This is a genomic window from Roseburia sp. 1XD42-69 (assembly GCF_003612565.1).
In the GTDB taxonomy this organism is placed as follows: Bacteria; Bacillota; Clostridia; order Lachnospirales; family Lachnospiraceae; genus Roseburia_B.
The window spans coordinates 1-14,951 of sequence record NZ_RAZG01000019.1 but is presented as its reverse complement, the minus strand read 5'-3'; the positions used below and the strand labels follow the sequence as shown (position 1 = coordinate 14,951).

The 14,951-nt window shown below is 45.0% G+C and carries 17 protein-coding genes; 15 read left to right on the top strand and 2 right to left on the bottom strand.

The window, feature by feature from the left end; all coding sequences use genetic code 11:
• Nucleotides 1–74: 74 nt before the first annotated feature.
• From D7Y06_RS11105 to D7Y06_RS27045, 13 genes are read left to right on the top strand one after another with little or no spacing between them, the layout of a single operon-like run.
• Entirely contained in the window at nucleotides 75–4,511 is a 4,437-nt protein-coding gene (locus D7Y06_RS11105) for a phage tail tape measure protein (RefSeq protein WP_120407867.1), read from the top strand.
• A gap of 7 nt (nucleotides 4,512–4,518) precedes the next feature.
• Complete coding sequence (locus D7Y06_RS11100) at nucleotides 4,519–5,214, top strand: hypothetical protein (protein WP_120407866.1); 696 nt, start codon at nucleotides 4,519–4,521, stop codon at nucleotides 5,212–5,214.
• Nucleotides 5,215–5,225: 11 nt separating this feature from the next.
• On the top strand, nucleotides 5,226–6,467 hold the full coding sequence (locus D7Y06_RS11095; protein WP_120407865.1) for an XkdQ/YqbQ family protein: 1,242 nt from the start codon (nucleotides 5,226–5,228) through the stop codon (nucleotides 6,465–6,467).
• A gap of 18 nt (nucleotides 6,468–6,485) precedes the next feature.
• The gene (locus D7Y06_RS11090) at nucleotides 6,486–6,758 is read left to right on the top strand and encodes a hypothetical protein (protein ID WP_120407864.1); all 273 of its coding nucleotides are present in this window, start codon (nucleotides 6,486–6,488) and stop codon (nucleotides 6,756–6,758) included.
• Nucleotides 6,759–6,774: 16 nt separating this feature from the next.
• Nucleotides 6,775–7,212, top strand: a complete 438-nt coding sequence (locus tag D7Y06_RS11085; protein ID WP_120407863.1) for a DUF2634 domain-containing protein — start codon at nucleotides 6,775–6,777, stop codon at nucleotides 7,210–7,212.
• 16 nt (nucleotides 7,213–7,228) lie between these two features.
• On the top strand, nucleotides 7,229–8,347 hold the full coding sequence (locus tag D7Y06_RS11080) for a baseplate J/gp47 family protein (protein ID WP_120407862.1): 1,119 nt from the start codon (nucleotides 7,229–7,231) through the stop codon (nucleotides 8,345–8,347).
• Complete coding sequence (locus tag D7Y06_RS11075) at nucleotides 8,301–9,128, top strand: putative phage tail protein (protein ID WP_243119270.1); 828 nt, start codon at nucleotides 8,301–8,303, stop codon at nucleotides 9,126–9,128. Before D7Y06_RS11080 ends, D7Y06_RS11075 begins: the two co-directional genes overlap by 47 nt.
• Complete coding sequence (locus D7Y06_RS11070; RefSeq protein ID WP_120407860.1) at nucleotides 9,121–9,501, top strand: phage tail-collar fiber domain-containing protein; 381 nt, start codon at nucleotides 9,121–9,123, stop codon at nucleotides 9,499–9,501. The genes D7Y06_RS11075 and D7Y06_RS11070 overlap by 8 nt, the downstream gene beginning before the upstream one ends.
• A gap of 11 nt (nucleotides 9,502–9,512) precedes the next feature.
• A complete protein-coding gene (locus D7Y06_RS11065; protein ID WP_120407859.1) occupies nucleotides 9,513–10,295 on the top strand; it encodes a phage baseplate protein in 783 nt (260 codons plus the stop codon).
• A gap of 18 nt (nucleotides 10,296–10,313) precedes the next feature.
• Nucleotides 10,314–10,730, top strand: a complete 417-nt coding sequence (locus D7Y06_RS11060) for a hypothetical protein (protein WP_120407858.1) — start codon at nucleotides 10,314–10,316, stop codon at nucleotides 10,728–10,730.
• Between the two features lie 18 nt (nucleotides 10,731–10,748).
• Complete coding sequence (locus D7Y06_RS11055; RefSeq protein ID WP_120407857.1) at nucleotides 10,749–11,003, top strand: hypothetical protein; 255 nt, start codon at nucleotides 10,749–10,751, stop codon at nucleotides 11,001–11,003.
• Nucleotides 11,004–11,017: 14 nt separating this feature from the next.
• Nucleotides 11,018–11,245, top strand: a complete 228-nt coding sequence (locus D7Y06_RS11050) for a holin (protein WP_120407856.1) — start codon at nucleotides 11,018–11,020, stop codon at nucleotides 11,243–11,245.
• A 14-nt stretch (nucleotides 11,246–11,259) separates the two neighbouring features.
• Nucleotides 11,260–12,819, top strand: coding sequence for a glucosaminidase domain-containing protein (locus D7Y06_RS27045; RefSeq protein ID WP_243119269.1), 1,560 nt, complete (start codon nucleotides 11,260–11,262; stop codon nucleotides 12,817–12,819).
• 46 nt (nucleotides 12,820–12,865) lie between these two features.
• On the opposite strand, the gene D7Y06_RS11040 is transcribed toward D7Y06_RS27045, so the two are convergent.
• Together D7Y06_RS11040 and D7Y06_RS11035 are read right to left on the bottom strand one after the other, a co-directional pair.
• Nucleotides 12,866–13,165 (bottom strand): hypothetical protein, encoded by a 300-nt coding sequence (locus D7Y06_RS11040; protein ID WP_120407855.1) that lies wholly within the window; start codon nucleotides 13,163–13,165, stop codon nucleotides 12,866–12,868.
• A gap of 48 nt (nucleotides 13,166–13,213) precedes the next feature.
• Nucleotides 13,214–13,543: a hypothetical protein gene (locus D7Y06_RS11035; RefSeq protein ID WP_120407854.1), complete on the bottom strand. Its 330-nt coding sequence runs from the start codon at nucleotides 13,541–13,543 to the stop codon at nucleotides 13,214–13,216.
• Between the two features lie 436 nt (nucleotides 13,544–13,979).
• Here D7Y06_RS11035 and D7Y06_RS11030 point away from each other — a divergent pair, with 436 nt between their 5' ends.
• Both D7Y06_RS11030 and D7Y06_RS11025 read left to right on the top strand, forming a co-directional pair.
• Nucleotides 13,980–14,174: a ribbon-helix-helix protein, CopG family gene (locus D7Y06_RS11030; protein WP_120407853.1), complete on the top strand. Its 195-nt coding sequence runs from the start codon at nucleotides 13,980–13,982 to the stop codon at nucleotides 14,172–14,174.
• 141 nt (nucleotides 14,175–14,315) lie between these two features.
• Nucleotides 14,316–14,576, top strand: a complete 261-nt coding sequence (locus D7Y06_RS11025) for a helix-turn-helix domain-containing protein (RefSeq protein ID WP_120407852.1) — start codon at nucleotides 14,316–14,318, stop codon at nucleotides 14,574–14,576.
• Nucleotides 14,577–14,951 lie beyond the last annotated feature (375 nt).

Here is a 14,951-nt window from a genome sequence, read left to right as displayed (position 1 = left end):
GCCCAGGGGCGTACAGATATTTATGCTCCAGTCCATGATGATCACTTTGGAAGCTGCGGAAGGAGGTGAGGGCAGTGGCGGAAACGATACGGATTGAAATACCTATTGAGACATTAGATGAAACAGAACCGGAATTATCCAACCTGGTAAAGAAATTGTCAAAAATGGAACAGGCGGCGGGTAAAGCCGGGGAATCTATGGATAAGGCCGGCAGGAAGGTTACAAAATTTGATGAACGGGCAGAAAAGACAGAGAAAAAACTGTCAAAATGGGCAAATCAGAAGTATGAGCTGCTTTTGGAAGCCAGGGACAGGATTTCCCCGGTATTATCTACCATCGGAAGCGGGCTGAAAAGATTTACCGGAAGAGCATGGAGCATTACCATGCAGGCCAAGGATTTTGTGACTGCCCCTGTCCGGGGAATCTTAAACCTTTTAAGTAATCCCGTTTTCCAGGCCGGGGCAGTCCTCGGGGTCAGTATCGGTTTAAAAGATACCATAGATACGTTCAAAGACTTCGAGGCTGCTATGTCACAGGTGCAGGCAGTAAGCGGTGCATCTGGTTCGGATCTGGCCAGACTGACCGATAAAGCAAAGGAAATGGGCGCCACCACAAAGTTTACGGCGGAGGAATCGGCAGAAGCGTTTAACTATATGGCAATGGCAGGGTGGAAGACAAACGACATGCTGGGAGGCATCGAAGGGATTTTGAACCTTGCCGCAGCGTCCGGGACAGACCTTGCCACTACGTCTGATATTGTGACAGATGCCCTTACCGCTTTCGGTCTTAAGGCCAGTGATTCCAGCCACTTTGCAGATGTTCTGGCGGCGGCAAGTTCCAGTGCGAATACCAATGTCTCCATGATGGGTGAGACCTTTAAGTATGCAGGAACTATGGCAGGCGCATTAGGGTACCGCATAGAGGATGTATCCCTGATGGCAGGGCTTATGGCTAATGCCGGGTTAAAAGCGTCCATGGCAGGAACATCCATGAGCGCTATATTTACAAGACTCTCCACAGACACCAACGGGGCCAGAAAAGCGATAGAAGATTTAGGGATAGAGTTTTTTAATTCTGAGGGAAAAGCAAACGATCTGTCGCTGGTCATGAAAGAATTGAGGGAAAAGACGGCAGACTATTCCAATGAGCAGAAAGTAGCTCTTGCAAATACTATTGCGGGAGCAGAAGCCCAGAAAGGACTTCTTGCCGTATTGAATGCATCGGAGAAAGATTATAAGGACTTGACTGCGGCGGTAGAAAATGCGGACGGTGCATCCAAAGATATGGCAGATACTATGCTGGATAACCTGGCTGGTTCTTTTACTTTGCTGCAGAGCGCTGCTGACGGCGTGAAAAATACGCTTGGAGGAAGGCTGGCACCGTATTTCCAGAGTTTTGCAGAAATGGTAACGGAAAAACTGCCTGATGTGGAAGATGCCATCAACAGGTTTATGGATTCCGTGGACAGGAAAGCTGCCGCCCTGCAGAAGAAGATTGGAGAATTTACCGCCACGGATGAATGGCAGAATGCGGATTTCTTTGGAAAAGTGCAGATTGCCTGGGATGAGATTATTGCGGAGCCGTTTTCGGAATGGTGGAATGGAAATGGCAGACAGATGGTGATGGACAAAGCCGGCGAGATCGGGAATGCTATAGGTTCTGGTCTTTCAGCCGGCCTTTTAATGCTCCTCGGCATTGATGTGCCGGAAAGCGTAAACGAGGGGGTGAGTGTAGGGAAAGCCTTTGCACAGGGATTTTCCCAGGGGTTTGATATGAAAAGTGTGAGCGGAGGTCTTGGAAAAGGGCTTTTAAGTGTTACGAAAAATGCTGGGAAACTCCTTCCGGGGGGTAAGTCGGCAGACCTTTCTTCGCTGATGTCGGCTGCATTCCTGGCAAAGGCGGCAGGACCTATTTTAAAAACAGGCAAAGGAGCTTTTGATTTTGGAAAAACAATTTATGATATGACCAAAGGCAGTGCCCAGGAAGGATTGCTCTCAAAGGTAATTGGAAGCTACTCACTGGCAGACGAACTTGCCGGGACTGGAATGGCAAAGGGCTCAGGACTTATGGGCATGGCTGGGAAATTTGGCACGGCCTTAGGCTCTGGAGCTACGACATCTACAGGGATGGCACTTGCCGGAGGCGGTGCGGCTGTCGGCGCAATTGCCGGGACGGCATCTGTGATAAGCGGCGGCATAGATATTTATAAAGGCCTTAAATCCGAGGATGCGGCTGAGTCCAAGGCATACGGGGAATCCGGAGCATGGAAAATAGGCGGTGCGGCGGCAGGAGCGGCAGCGGGGGCGGCAATCGGGAGTGTCATTCCGGGGCTTGGCACGGCTGTCGGCGCACTGATTGGTTTTGGTGTCGGAGGAATCGGCGGGTGGATCAAAGGAAACAAAGTAAAAGAAGAGTATGAGGAAAATTTGAAACTGTCGGAGGAGGCGGCGGCCAAGGCAGAAAAAGTGTTCCAGGCAACCGGAATGTCCATAAATGATGTGAAATTTGAAACAGAGGCGTTAAACCAGGCGGTGGAGGATGCAAACGTCAGCGCCGGGGAGCTGGGACTTATGTTCCAGGAGGCAGTAAATGAGAAATTAAAGAACAGTTTTGGGGATATCTCCCTGTCCCTGGCTGAAATCCAGCAGCTGGCAGACGATTTAGTTCTGGGGGATCAGGCAGAGAATGTGAAAAAATTTGCCCAGGCATCCCAGGATTCTGAAAAATCTTTTTCTTCTTTAAAATCCCAGATGGGGGATATGGAAAAGATGGACTGGAAAATGGGGCTTGGTCTGGAGTTATCTGATGATTTTATAACGGGCTACAAAGAAAAAGTGGACGCCATGGTTTCCAGCGCAAAAGAGTATGTGGAGAACAGGCATTATGAGTCAACGGTTGCGCTGGATCTGCTGTTTGACGGCAGTGAGGGAGGTCAGGGCATGAAAACCCGGTTGAATGAATTGTATGCCGGCCTGCAGTCACAGCTTGACGGCGCCGGAGCGGAATTACAGAGGGTTTCTGCGGAGGTTTTGTCGGATGGGGTAGTTTCTACCACAGACAAAGTAAAATTCCATATTGGCGGCGTTGAGTATGAAATGGACGAAGCATCCGCCATCACGGAATTGCAGAACAGGATCTCTGAAATCACAAATAAGGTGTCACAGGCCCAGGCAGATGCCAAGATGGATTCCCTGAAAATCAGGTACAGCGGCGCAGCACTGGATGCGGAGTCTTTTGCCAGCCTGCAGGAAGAATTACAGGCAAATATGCAGAGCATGACGGCGAACCTGGATGAAGGGCTGGAATTAAGCCTTGCAAATCTAAATCTACAGTTCCCGGAACGGGATATTAACGGGGCACAGGCGGCAGAGTATGAGAAGCTGAAACAGCAGCTTGAGGATAATTACAATGCGCAGTTATCGGAAATCAACCTCCGAGTGGAGTCTTTCCAGCTAGAATCTATAGCAGAAGCCTTTGGTTCAAGTCTGGAAGGAGTGCTTCCGGATATTGAAGGGACAATGGCAGAAAAGTTGCAGACAGCTATGGATAATGCATTGACATTAAATCGTGATCCAAAAACATGGTCCCAAGATGAAATAGCACAGTGGTTTGGGTTGGAGTCTCTGGAAGGGGATGTCCGAAAAGCCATTACGGATAGGCTGCAGATGACAGCCCAGTCCATACCCCAGAGCCTTCTCCCTTCCCTGTCGGAAACCATACAGGCCACCATACCAAATGTGGCGGAACTCATAGCAGGGCCGGAAGTGCAGGAACCTTTTATGACAGCGGGGGAAAATTATGCAACTGCAATGTCAGATTCCTTTGGCACCAGCATCACATCAAAAAGCGGGGAGATACGTTCGGCAGCTGAGGGGGCGGTAAATACTGCATTTGCTCCGGCGTTCAGCGCCACGGCCAATGTAAATGTGACAGCCCACTATAATTTATTAAATCCCTTTAATCCCGCCTCGATTGTCTCTACAGCAGCGGCGGCTGCCGGAGTGGGAACACATGCCGCAGGGGGATATGTCAGCGGGCCACAGCTATCCTGGCTGGCAGAAGAGGGATACGGGGAGTTTGTCATCCCCACGAACCCAAGCCGCAGGGGCAGGGCATTAGACTTGTACGAGCAGGCAGGGAAAGCCCTTGGAGTTGGGGAACATGCCGCAGGAGGATTTGTAGGCGGCCCTTCTGGCCTGTATACGCAGAATTATACAAAGGGGGCAGATATGGATGCCTGGGAAGAAAACGCTCCCAGTGGCCAGAATACAGCCGCAGAAGGATACCAGGCGGTACCCCAGGCCAATAATGGGGGAGATGCTGCCCCGGCAGTAAGCGTGAATGTTAACCTGCAGCCGGAATTTGTTATCCAGGGAACAGAAGGGCAGGACAGCGATGGGATTATGCAGGTAATCCGGAAACATATGGCGGAACTGGCAGACGAATTAGGTGGGGAAATTGCGGAGAACTTAATAGAAATCTTCTCCAACCTGCCATTAAAGGAGGCGTAAGATGTAAATGGATATTAAACTACTCCCGAATGGGAAATCAAAAGGCAAATTTGTATTTTCTTCCCTTCCGGATGAAATAAAATCTGGAAATTCCGCCAGGTACCAGAGTTTTAACATCATTTCCCAAGGCACCGTAAAAGTGCCCAAGGGGACGGATGTAAAAGATATTTCCTGGAGTGGCGAATTTTTTGGCGAAGCAAAAAGACGGGAGGCCATAGTAAAGTCCCAGCATTGGAAGACGCCGGAAAAATGCATAAAGACCCTGGAAAACTGGATGAAAAAGGGGACGGTTTTAAACCTTATCGTAACGGGCACATGGATTAACATGGACGTTACGATTTCGTCTTTTAAGGTGACACCTTACGGGGCGTATGGAAATGTCAAATATGATATTTCTTTTGAGGAAGCCAGGGAACTGAAAATTTATACTACAAAAGAATTAAAAATCGGCGGGTCCAAAAAGAAAAAAAAGACAGCAAAAAAACGGAGCACGAAGAAAAAAGTGATTATTAAGGAACACATTGTGAGGGATAGGGAATCCCTGTACCGGATTGCTAAAACAGAAATGGCATTTGGGGATAACTGGATGGAGCTGTACCAAAGAAACAAAGACGTGCTGGATGGCGCAGCAAAGAAAAAATTTGATACAGATTCTGATCATGGACGGTGTCTGGTGTCTGGAACTAAAATCATTATCCCTTAGGAGGTGATACCGTGATTGATGTATCTAATATAAAGTACAATGTTATCCTTGTGACCAGCAAAGGAAAGCAGTATGACATTAAGGATTATATTGAGGACCTTGGGTGGGAAGAAAGCGTAAATGAAATATCCATGAGGCTTACGTTTTCCTGCCGGAATGATAAAACTTCAAAGGGATACCTCCAGAGCCTTATAACCCCGGGATGCTTAGTGGTTGTGACAGCCGTTTACGGCAAAAAGAAACAGGAGGTGGCCAGGGGGTATGTGACAGTCTGGAACCCGGTGCTTAAAAATGATTCTGATGCTTTTAAATGCACCTGTTACGATGAGCTGTATAATCTGCAGAAGAGCCAGGAGAACAGGTATTTTAGTAAAGGCACAGGGACGAAAGCGGCCATAAAGAAGATATTTAAAGACTGGAAAGTTACCCTGGGAAAATACAGCGGCCCAAATGTGAAGCATGGGAAAAAGAAGTTTTCCAGCAAGTATTTGTCGGATATTATACTTGAATTTTTGGATGATGCTGTGAAAAAAGGGAAGCCCAAATGCGTTATCCGTGCATCTGCCGGGAAGGTGAGCATCCTTCCTTATGGAAACAATGGCACGGTTTATGTTTTTGACAAAGATAATATCACCAGCGTGGACTACAGCAAGAGCATAGCTGACCTTGTGACCCGTGTCCGGGTTATGAGCAAAGTGGACGACAAAGGGAAAAGCAAAGTCCAGGCTACAGTAAACGGCCTGACCAAGTACGGCATACGCCAACGGATATATACCAGGGGAACGGATGAATCCTTAAAAGACGCCAAGACAGCCGCAAAAGAAATTTTAAACGAAAATGGCAGCGTGAAGCTGGACATTACCTTGAATACACCGGATGTGCCTTTTATCCGTAAAGGGGACGTGGTTTATGTAAAAAATGCAAAAGTTTCCACCGGATACTACCATGTGACAGGCATCCGCCACGATGCGGATACTGCAAGCATGACAATGAACCTGGAACACCAGGAAAAAGATAAGGTCACTAAGCAAAAAGCCGTGAAGCAGAAAGGATATGCCACAGGTGATATCGTGGATTTTAAAGGGGGAAAATATTATGTTTCTTCTAAAAATGGGGCAAAAGGCAGTTCTGCAAAAGCAGGCAGGGCTAAAATAAAAAAAATATCCTCCGGGGCAGGGCATCCCTATTACCTGGTACATAAGGATAAAAAAAGCAAGGTAAACGGTTGGGTGGACAAAAGCACGTTTGAATAAATCGGAAGGAGGGAGGGCATGGCGGCAAAGTCAAAGCCGGGAACAAATAAGCTGGCAAATGTTATGGTAAAAAGGATGCGCATGGAGAATGCAACAGACCCGGTATGCGAATTTGGAGAAATCCAAAAGAATATGAGTCTTTTGTCGGATTCTTACCCGATACCCATACGGAAAGGAGAGTATTTCGTATTGAGTAATGTGTCGGCAGGAAGGCTTTTGCCTGGGGACAGGGTATTAATCGTATGGATAGAAAGTGAGGCTGTAGTGGTGGATACTGTCAGGAGCTCATAAAGGAAGGGGGCAGAGTATGACGGAAGAATTGTATCCGGTGTTTGACGTCCCGGAAGTTTCCGACGAGGACGAGGAAGAATATGATACGGAATACAAAAGGAGTATGAAATGGGACCCGGCAAAGGGGGATTTTGTCAGGGACAGTACAAACCGTGTCATGGAGTGCAGCGGACAGGAGGCGTTTATGGTTTGGTGCTATAAAATTGCATTGACAGAACGGTATTCCTGCCTGGCATACCCGGATGAAATAGGTACGGAGCTTGAGGACGCTGTTTGTGATGACGATCCGGCAACCGTAGAATCCATGATGCAGAGGACGATTACAGAGGCCCTTATGACTAATCCACGAACTGAAAGCGTGGATAATTTTGTTTTTACCTGGAATGGGGATACAGTAAGCTGCACTTTTGATGTAGTGGGGATTGATGCCTATAAGTTTCAGGTGACTATTTGAGCAAGGAGGAAAAGGGATGCAGCCGGAATTTACAAAGCCGGATTTTTTAGAGGATAACACGGCAGAAGAGATACACGAGAGGATGATGGAGGACCTTCCGACGGATATTGATGATATGCCGGGAGGTTTTCCTTTTGATTTTACCATGCCGGCAGCTCTGGAAAAGGCAGAATTGATAGAATTTTTCCTGGTGCGGGCAGTGATGATTGCCTTTCCACAGTATTCTTGGGGGGAATGGCTGGATTTACATGCAAAACAGATAAATCTTTACAGGAATCCGGAAACACATGCCACGGGGAAGTTAGAAATAAAAGGAATCCCAGGGACAGAAATTTTGAAAGGAACTGTTTTTTGTACGGCGGCTACAGATGACAGCCCATCGGTTGATTTTACCACGGACGAAGATTGTATTATTGGTGAAGATGGAATGGCCATGGTTAAGGTTACTGCAGTGGAAGGCGGACCGGAATCTGCTTTGAAAGCAGAAACAATCACAATGATGGATGAGGCGAATGACGGGATTATAAGCGTGACAAACCCGGAACCTACCGCCGGAGGAAAGGAAGAGGAATCCGATGATGATTTGTACGACCGGATTGCTCTGGAATACGAAAACAGCAATACTTATCTGGGAAATGACATTGATTATGAGCGTTGGGCAAAAGATGCAGGAGCAGGGGAATGTATTGTAGTCCCGGCTGCACAAGGCCCCGGGACGGTGAAACTGGTTTTAATTGATACGGATGGACAGCCGGCAGATGAAAGCCTGGTGGAAAATGTATATAACCACATCGTATCCCCGGAAGACCGGAGCAGAAGGCTTCTGCCTACGGCCTGTGCGTCTTTAATTTGTGTGGCTGCAGAAACAAAAGCCATAAACTATAAATGTACAGGGCTGTTGTTTGACGGGACTGTGGACTTAGAGCAGATAAAAGATGACTTTTCCCTTGCAGTAAAGCAGCTATATAAAGAAGCAAAAAAAGAAGGGGTACTGAGGTACAATGATGTGCGTCCTCTGATAAGCAGTATAAGTGGTGTAGAGGATTTCCAGGCGTTTCTTATAAATGATGCCATGGAAAATATATCTTTTGCCAAAGAAGAGTATCCACAGACAGGGACAGTTGATTTTTCTTAGGGAAGGGGGAATAAAAGTGGCATTTGATATTGAGAATTTCCCGGAAAGCGAAAGCGCAAAAAGGATGCTTGGCTGTGTCACCCGGGGATTTTATGATAAGTCCTATGTGGCAAAGTGGATGTTTGAAGTTATGGGAAGGGAGTATGACACTGCCAGAGAGTTAATAGAGGATTTGCCGAAACAATTTTTTCCCGAAACTGCAACCTGGGGTCTTGCTTACCATGAAATAAAGTGGGGGCTTCCGGTGATGCGTTATCTAACCTATGAGGAAAGAAGGAAGATAATTTACCAGAAACGAGACTTTAAGGCTCCCATGACCCCGTACAGAATGGAAACGTATCTTTCGGCCATTACTGGATTTAAAGTTACGGTTGCAGATGCCCATGACCCGGGGGAGTTTAATTTTCACCCGCCACACCCTAATGTTTTCCAGGTGACTTTTGTGGGTGAGGGGAGGCTGGATGTTAAAGAGGCGTATAAAGCAGTGGAAGAAATCAAACAGTCCCATACCACCTTTCGCATTGATGAAGTCGTGTTAGTAGAATTTGATTTTAAATGGATTGAAAAAATACACTTTGACAGCCTGGTAATGCGTTTGGGAGTAAATAACCAAAACCTTATTGCCCAGATGGGGGATATGAGGTTTGGGGTTAAAAATAATAACACAATAGAATCTTCAGTCAGAACAAGAAGAAATGTGTGGCGCCTAAATGGGAAAGTCAGGTTAAACGGAACCCGGAAATTAAATGCATTGGATAAGGAGGAGAGCCTGGATGGATAATTTTATTATAACCATAAATGGCAGGAAGAAGTTAGCTATGGCAAGGGCGGGGGAAATTACTCTGCCAAAAGTAGAGGGAATGGCATTTGGGGATGGAGGAGTGGATGCGGATGGGAATGTCCTTGCACCAATAGAAAGGCAGGGGGAGCTAACGCATGAATTGTACCGGAAGGTAATCAATGGCTATAGTTTTCCATCTGACACAACTTGCCGTTATGAATGCACATTGGCAGAAAATGAACTTCCTGGCACGGAAATCAGTGAGATTGGCTTGTATGATGAGGAGGGAGATATCATATGTATAAAAACTTTTAAATCTAAGGGTAAAGATGATGATTTAGAAATGACATTTCGTATCGACGACATGTTTTAAGGAGGTACATTATGGCGAACTTTGAAGTACCTGAAAATCCGGAATACTCGGAAGTGGTCCGGAAGTTTGAGGAAGACGATCTTGCACATGCGGATTTGTTTAACGATGTTACACAAAAACTGGTTGACAATGATAATTTTTTAAAAACCAAAATAGATGAAATAAATAAGCGATTACTTGATTTAATCCATCCTATCGGCTCTGTTTATACATCATCAAACTCTGCCAATCCAGGTAAGCTCTTTGGGGGTACTTGGGTACAGATTAAGGATACGTTTTTATTGACCGCCGGAGATGCATACAAGGCCGGAACCACGGGCGGGGAGGTGTCCCATACTCTTAGCGTTGCAGAGATACCATCACATGGCCATGGGTATTCCGGCACTACCGCAAATGACAATAACGACCATGCACATACGTTTTCTGCAAATACCGGAACGGTTAGCGCAGACCATAGCCATGGCGGGTATACCAGTACAGGCGGAGATCATACGCACCAGGCATATGTTAAAAAAGACGTAAGACTAACTACGGGCGGAACGACAAGCAGAATAAGCGGCGTGGACGGTTCTGCCGGAAGCCACACAACTTCGATTTCTGGCAGCCATAACCATACGGTTCAAACTTATGGCATATCCGCAAACCACACCCATGGAGTTTCCGGCACCACAGGCGGCCGCAATGCATTTCACCAACACGCCTATTCGGGGACAACGGCGGGCACAGGTTCCAGCATGGCCCACAACAACATGCCTCCCTACCGTGTGGTATATGCGTGGGAAAGAACAGCTTAAAAACAGGAGGAAAAAACAATGGCATTATTTAAGAAAATTAAAAGCGACAACGGAATTACAGGAACTTACCACAGAATAGGAAGCATTACAAAAAATCACAGCGAAATGTCGGTTGAAGTGGAATCTTACGCAGACAGTACATACAGGGAGCAGGAAAAGGAACTGCTGAGTCTTGCATCCCGTAAAGATGATTTAATCTCAAGGCTCTCCATCCTTACAGGCTCCCCAATTACAGAAGAATCCCAGCAAGAAATTGACGAAATAAACGCTTTTTTTGACCATTACCAGGAGCTTTGTAAAATAAAAGATTTTTGTGCTTTCAAAACGAATGTTTCTTTGGATTGGGATTTCGGGGAAACGATTTCTTTTGAAACTATTTATAAAGAATTGGCGGAAACAGAAACAATTTTTTCCGGTGCAGAGCTGGCAGAATAAAAAAAGGGGGACAAGGCAGTGGGAGAAGAAAAAGACTTCGAAAGGGAAGTTTTGGAAAGGTTAATCAAAATAGAGACCAAGCTTGAAAGCTGGGACAAATCTAAAAATCAAATTTACCAGAACCAAAGAGAAATCATATCTTTAAATGAACAGACAGTGCAGCAGGGAAAGGACATCAAAGAAATACAAGAAAAATTTGTATGGATGAACCGGACGGCATGGGCGGCAATTATCACAGCCATAGGCTCTATCGTAGTAATGTTGATTAAATAAAAAGGAGGAAAAGCATGTTTGAGAACAATGTATTTAAAACAAGCGTGAGCACGAAAGAATGGTTACAGGCAGCAGGGGTGAGGGCGGCAAAGACAATGGCCCAGGTGGCAGTTGCAATGATTCCGGCAACAGCTACCATCCAGCAGGTGGATTGGATTGCAGTTGTTGGAACAGCTGCGCTTGCAGGGGTAACATCTTTACTTACATCAGTGGCAGGAATCCCGGAAGTCAAAAGTAAGTAGGACAGGAGGTACATATGACACAACAGGAATTTATAAACAAATTAGCGCCTATCGCAGTAAGGGACATGAGTGACAGCGGCGTTCCTGCCTCTGTCACTATCGCCCAGGCAATTCTGGAATCTGGCTATGGAACTACTGAGCTGGCTTTAAAGGCAAACAATTTCTTCGGTATGAAATGCAGTCTTAGCGGAAACACCTGGAAATCTGCCTGGGATGGCAAATCAAAGCACACCAAGAAAACCAAAGAGCAGACAAAAGACGGCAGGGAATACACGGTAACGGCAGCCTTTAGAAAATACCCAGATATGGAGACAAGCGTAAAAGACCACTCCTGTTACCTTACCGGGGCAAAAAACGGCCCTAAGCTTAGGTTTGCAGGATTGGCAGGTGAAAAAGACCCCGAAAAGGCCATAAAGATAATCAAAGACGGCGGTTATGCCACAGATGTTAAGTATGTGGACAAGGTTATGTCTATTATCAATAAGTACAACCTGACACAGTATGATAAAGCAGAGGTAAATCATACATCTGGGCAAAAGCCCTGTATCCAGATTATCCCGGAACTCGCTACCCAAAACAAGTGCTATAAAAACAGTAAAAAAATCACTCCCAAAGGCATTATGCTCCACTCCGTGGGATGCCCCCAGCCTGACCCCTTAGTCTTTGCGGCAAACTGGGACAAAGCAGGGCAGTCGGTGTGTGTACATTTGGTGGTAGGCAAAGCCCCGGCAGCTTATCAGCTCTTACCTTTTGATGTAAAAGCCAACCATTGCGGCAGCGGGGCAAAAGGCAGCGGCAACAATGCTTTTATCAGTTTAGAGATGACAGAGCCTGCCACCATCAAATACACAGGAGGCTCTAACTGGATTGAGTTAGGCAATGGGGCAAACACAAAAGCCCATGTCCTGGCCACATACGCTAATGCAGTGCAGGCTTTTGCCCTCTTGTGTAAGCAGTACGGTTTTAATCCTTTAGATGCCAATGTAATCATGAGCCACCAGGAGGGCCATAAAAAGGGCCTGGCATCTAACCACGGGGACGTGGGCCATATCTGGGATAAGTTTGGCCTTACCATGCAGCGTTTTAGGCAGGACGTAAAAGCGGCAATGGAGGGGGCGGCAGTACCGCCCTGCTCCATACCCTCTGTGGATGCGTCAGGTGACGATACAAGCCTCCAAAAGGTACACCTCTTAAATGGTACGGTAAAAGTCATTTACAAGGGATTTGACGGTTTAAACATCCGAAAAGCCCCCTCCATGCTTGCGGAGGTTGACCAGATAGTAAAAGCAGGCACATTTACTGTCACAGGCATTTCTGCAGACGAAAAATGGTATCAGTTAAAGAGCGGCCTGTTTATCACAGCCATCCCGGATTATGTACGGTTTGAAGCTACCCCGGAACAAAAGGCTTCCACAGCCGGGACAGGCTACTACAGGGTACGCAAATCCTGGAAGGATGCCAAGAGCCAGATAGGGGCATTTAAAAACAAAGACAATGCCATAGACCTTTGCAAGCACAACAAAGGGTACAAAGTCTTTGACAATGACGGAAAGCAGATTTATTCCGGCAAATGATAAAAGCAGCAGAACAGGCAGCAGGGATTACCCTGCCGCCTGTTCTTTACATGATTGAATATCCTGCTTCACGGTTGTTTGCGCCGTTCTGAATCGCTATATTGTAACGGATTGTGTTTCTTTCGTCTCTAATTTCCCGGATGCGCTTAAGCTGTTCCCATGTGACTAATGCACCGATACAATAAGCTGATTCTAAAAGATTATCGACTTCTACAAGCCGTTCTTCGACTTTTTCCAAAGCCTCCCAATCGTTATTTTCCCGTGCGTTAATTTCCATGCATTTAAGATGGTCATGCATACTCATAAGGTTAAAATGTTCGCTTTCATTCACTCTGTACTTTTTCATATCTTCCCTTCTTTCTCCCGGCGCAACCCCGCCGGGTGGGTGGTGTGGTTAATTTGCTAATGCGTATTGATAACGGTCGAACCAATCAAGGCTATTCATTAAGTACCAGTCCAATTCCATTGCGGCTTTTTTGGTAATATTGATGTAGTTTAAATCAAGACATTCAACAACCCCTATCTCCAAATCTCTGTTATTAAAAGCAAATCCTCTAATTATAGGATTGATACATCTATATCCTCTTGGCTGTGTGTTCCCATCTTCAAAAATGCTTCTGAAAAATTCTGCAAAACCTCTTGCCTCAGAGTTTCTATCAAATCCCAAATCCTTGCTTGCCATCATGTTCCATCTTTTTACTATATTCTTTTCGCTGATTGTCATTTCCAACATCCTCCGTTCCTTTGATAAATTATACAAACAGTACAATTAAACCAATTACTACAATTACCATCCAGATAACTACTGCCGCTAATTTTAAAATATTTTTAAACATATTGTTTTTTCAGATGGACTTTGTTATATTTTTTATGTGGGGAGGGAAACCTCCCCGGTTGCTATTGGAGACTTGCTACAATCATTTTAATGACTGCCAGCAAAGTTCCAACCTCTAAGGCAAGTTGTGTAAGTGCTCGTACCACTTTTATCAGCTTGCCTATTTTTTTGTCCATCTGCATCCCTCCTTCCTTATAAAACTATTATACTATATACGTACATATATATCAATACACAAAGTCTACAAATATATACGTACATAATTGTGTATGTTGCATATATACGTGCGTTTGAAATGGGGTTATAATTTCTATGAGGTGATAATATGGCAGAAAAATATACGGAAGCACAGAAAAAGGCAAGTCTGCGGTATGCGAAAGACAGGTTAAAGCGTGTTCCTCTTGATTTAAAAAGGGATGATTATGAGAAGTTGTCAGAAAGTGCGAAAGCGGCGGGAAAAAGTATTAATGGCTTTATTAAAGAGGCAATTAGGGAAAAGATAGAACGTGAAAAAAGATAGCAATTATTCGTTTTTCCTGCTAAATAGAAAGATTTGTCTATAACTGTATTCGACAGGATATATCCAGAATCGCTATAAAATAACTTATGTCACTTTTTTTGATTAAATAGTGCTATTTTATAGCGGAAGGAGCAAAGACGTATGATAAGAATTTTACTATCTACAAAGCTCGGTGAACTCAGATGGACACAGGCAGACTTGGCAAGGGCTACTGGTATCCGGCCGAATACAATCAATGAATTGTACCATGAGTTAGTTGAAAGAGTAAATTTGAAACATTTAGATCTAATCTGTGAAGCTCTGAATTGCAAACTCGATGAATTGATTGTAAGGGAACCAGATGGCAAGCCCAATATTGTACATACCAGGAATGGTTCATTGATTTCACCATTGGACAAGTAGTGCTGCAACACTGTTGTCAAAAAGGACGTTCATAAACTGGGCGTCTTTTTTTGCTGTAATTCTCCTATAAAATTTGTTGAAACACTGTAATGTCTACCTTATAATATCAGTTAAGAACCGGAGCAATAATTTTATAAATTATCTAATAGAAGAAAAAGTACGTGAGATTTCTGTGAGATTTATAATTACATGAAATGTTTGGAAAATGTGGATGTATTATAAAAATATTCAATTTACAAATAATTTTTAACTTTGAACGTACATTAAAATGCTAATAGGAAATCGAGTTCGAGTGATGAAATGGTGTCATGCTACAATATCATTTTCGCTTTTGGCTACAAAAAAATGCAATGTATTTTTCGCTAATCAAAAGAT